This is a genomic window from Desulfuromonadales bacterium (assembly GCA_035620395.1).
Taxonomy (GTDB): domain Bacteria; phylum Desulfobacterota; class Desulfuromonadia; order Desulfuromonadales; family DASPGW01; genus DASPGW01.
On the sequence record DASPGW010000069.1, the window covers coordinates 1 to 2,222 of the forward strand.

2 protein-coding genes are annotated in these 2,222 nt (G+C 65.9%); one reads left to right on the forward strand and one right to left on the reverse strand.

Annotated features, from left to right (window positions below; all coding sequences use genetic code 11):
- Window positions 1–210: 210 nt before the first annotated feature.
- Window positions 211–1,197 (reverse strand): serine/threonine protein kinase, encoded by a 987-nt coding sequence (locus VD811_04170; GenBank protein ID HXV20175.1) that lies wholly within the window; start codon window positions 1,195–1,197, stop codon window positions 211–213.
- Window positions 1,198–1,396: 199 nt separating this feature from the next.
- On the opposite strand from VD811_04170, the gene ylqF reads away from it, so the two are divergent.
- On the forward strand, window positions 1,397–2,222 hold an 826-nt coding region (gene ylqF, locus VD811_04175; GenBank protein HXV20176.1), incomplete at its 3' end, for a ribosome biogenesis GTPase YlqF.

Sequence of the window (2,222 nt, forward strand, 5' to 3'; positions counted from 1 at the left end):
GAGAACGGCCGCGCCCAGTACCACATGCAGTCGCTCGATCAGCACCTGGTGCAGCTCTGTCGGCAGAACGTCATCGCCTTCGAAGAGGCCAAGCGGATCACCCGCTCGATGGATCTCGAGCGGAAGCTGAACTTTACCAGCTAGGGGTCTTGCTGCTTTGGGGAACGAACAAGGGCGGTCGGCGGGCCGCCCTTGTTCGTTCGGGAACGTCTAGGGGAGTTGAAGGGGCGGTTCCGCAAGGGCCGCAATCTGCTCGCGCAGCTCGAGGATGTGGTCGCCCCAGTAGCGCGGCGTGTTGAACCAGGCGAAGTGGTGCGGAAAAGTCGGGTCCTCCCAGCGCCGGGCGAGCCAGGCTGAGAAGTGAAGCATGCGCAGGGTCCGCAGGGCCTCGACCAGGCGCAGCTCGCGGGGGTTGAAAGTGAAGAACTCGCTGTAGCCCTTGATGAGCTGCTCGAGCTGGGCCGTCTGCCGCGGCCGGTCGCCGGAGAGCATCATCCAGAGGTCCTGGATGGCCGGGGCCATGCGGGCGTCATCGAGGTCGACCAGGTGCGGTGCCTCGTCCCGCCAGAGGATGTTGCCGCTGTGGCAGTCGCCGTGCACGCGGACGGCGTTGGCGCCGACCGAGCGGAAGATTTCATCGAGGGCCGGCAGCAACTCGGCGGTCAGGGCATCGTAGTTGGCCTTGTACTCGGGCGGGATGAAACGCTCGCTGATCAGCTCGACGCTCGCCCGGCCGAAGCTCTGCACGTCGAGGGCAGGGCGGTGCTGAAAGGGGCGGACGGCGCCGATGCGGTGGAGGCGGCCCAGCAGGCGCCCCATGATCAGCAGGTTGTCGAGGTCGTCCAGCTCCGGCGCGTGGCCGCCTTTTCTCGGATAGAGGGCGAAGCGGAAATCGCCGTGGCGGAAGAGGCTCGCGCCCTGTTCGTCGGTAAGGGGGGCGACGACCGGCAGCTCGTGGGCGTCCAGTTCCAGGCAGAAGCGGTGCTCTTCGTGGATCTGCTCGTCGCTCCAGCGGCCGGGCCGATAAAATTTGGCGATGAGTGGTTCGTGTTCTTCGACACCGACCTGGTAGACCCGGTTTTCGTAGCTGTTGAGGGTCAGGGTCCGGCAGTCGCAGCGGAAGCCCCGGCTTTCGACGGCGTCCATGATGAAGCTGGGGGTGAGGGACTGAAAGGGCTGGCGGTTGTCGGTCGGCATGGCACGGATTCCTGGGAGCAGAGGGCGGTGACCGGCGCAGCGACTGCGCCAGGGTCACCATACCATTAATCCCGGTCCGGGGTCCAATGGGAAGCGGGAAAAGGGGAGCGTTCGAGGATACCCCTTTTCTGGGGCGGATGTGTTAGGATAGCTTTTTGGCCGCAAACGGCGGCTTCAACGCAGAGGAACGAGAACGCCGATGAAGATAGAATGGTTTCCCGGCCACATGAACAAGGCGAGCCGGCAGATTGCCGAGACGATCCAGGGGTTCGATGTGATCATCGAAGTTCTCGATGCCCGCCTTCCCGTCTCCAGCGCCAATCCGCTGCTCGAGGAGCTGCGTCGGGGCAAGCCCTGTATCAAGGTGCTGAACAAGAACGACCTGGCCGACCCCGTCGTCACCAAGGCCTGGGTCCGCCATTTCGAAAAGCAGGCCGGAGTGCGCGCCCTGCCGCTCGAGGCGAGGAAGCGCCTCGAGGTGGGGCATCTCCCCCAGCTCTGCCGCCGCCTGGCGCCCCACCGCGGGCAGCCGGGCAAGCCGCTGCGCGCCATGGTCATCGGCATTCCCAATGTCGGCAAGTCGACCCTGATCAACACTCTGGCGGGCAAGGCCATGGCCCGGGTCGGCGACCGCCCCGCCATCACCACCTGCCCGCAGCAGATCGACCTGCGCAACGGCATCCGCCTTTCCGACACACCGGGGTTGCTCTGGCCGGTGATGAGCGACCAGAACGGCGCCTACCGACTGGCGGCCAGCGGCGCCATCGGCGAGAGTGCCATGGACTATGTGCAGGTGGCCCTGTTTGCCGCCGCCTTCATGCTGCGCCGCTACCCCGAGTTGCTCAGGGGCCGCTACAAGCTTACCGTTCTGCCGGAAAGTCCTACCCTCCTGCTCGAAGAGATCGGGCGCCGGCGCGGCTGCCTGGTCAGCGGCGGCGAGGTCGATCTGCACCGGGCCGCCGAGCTTTTTCTTCGCGAATTGCGGGGCGGCAAGCTTGGCCGGGTCAGTCTCGAGGAGCCGGGAC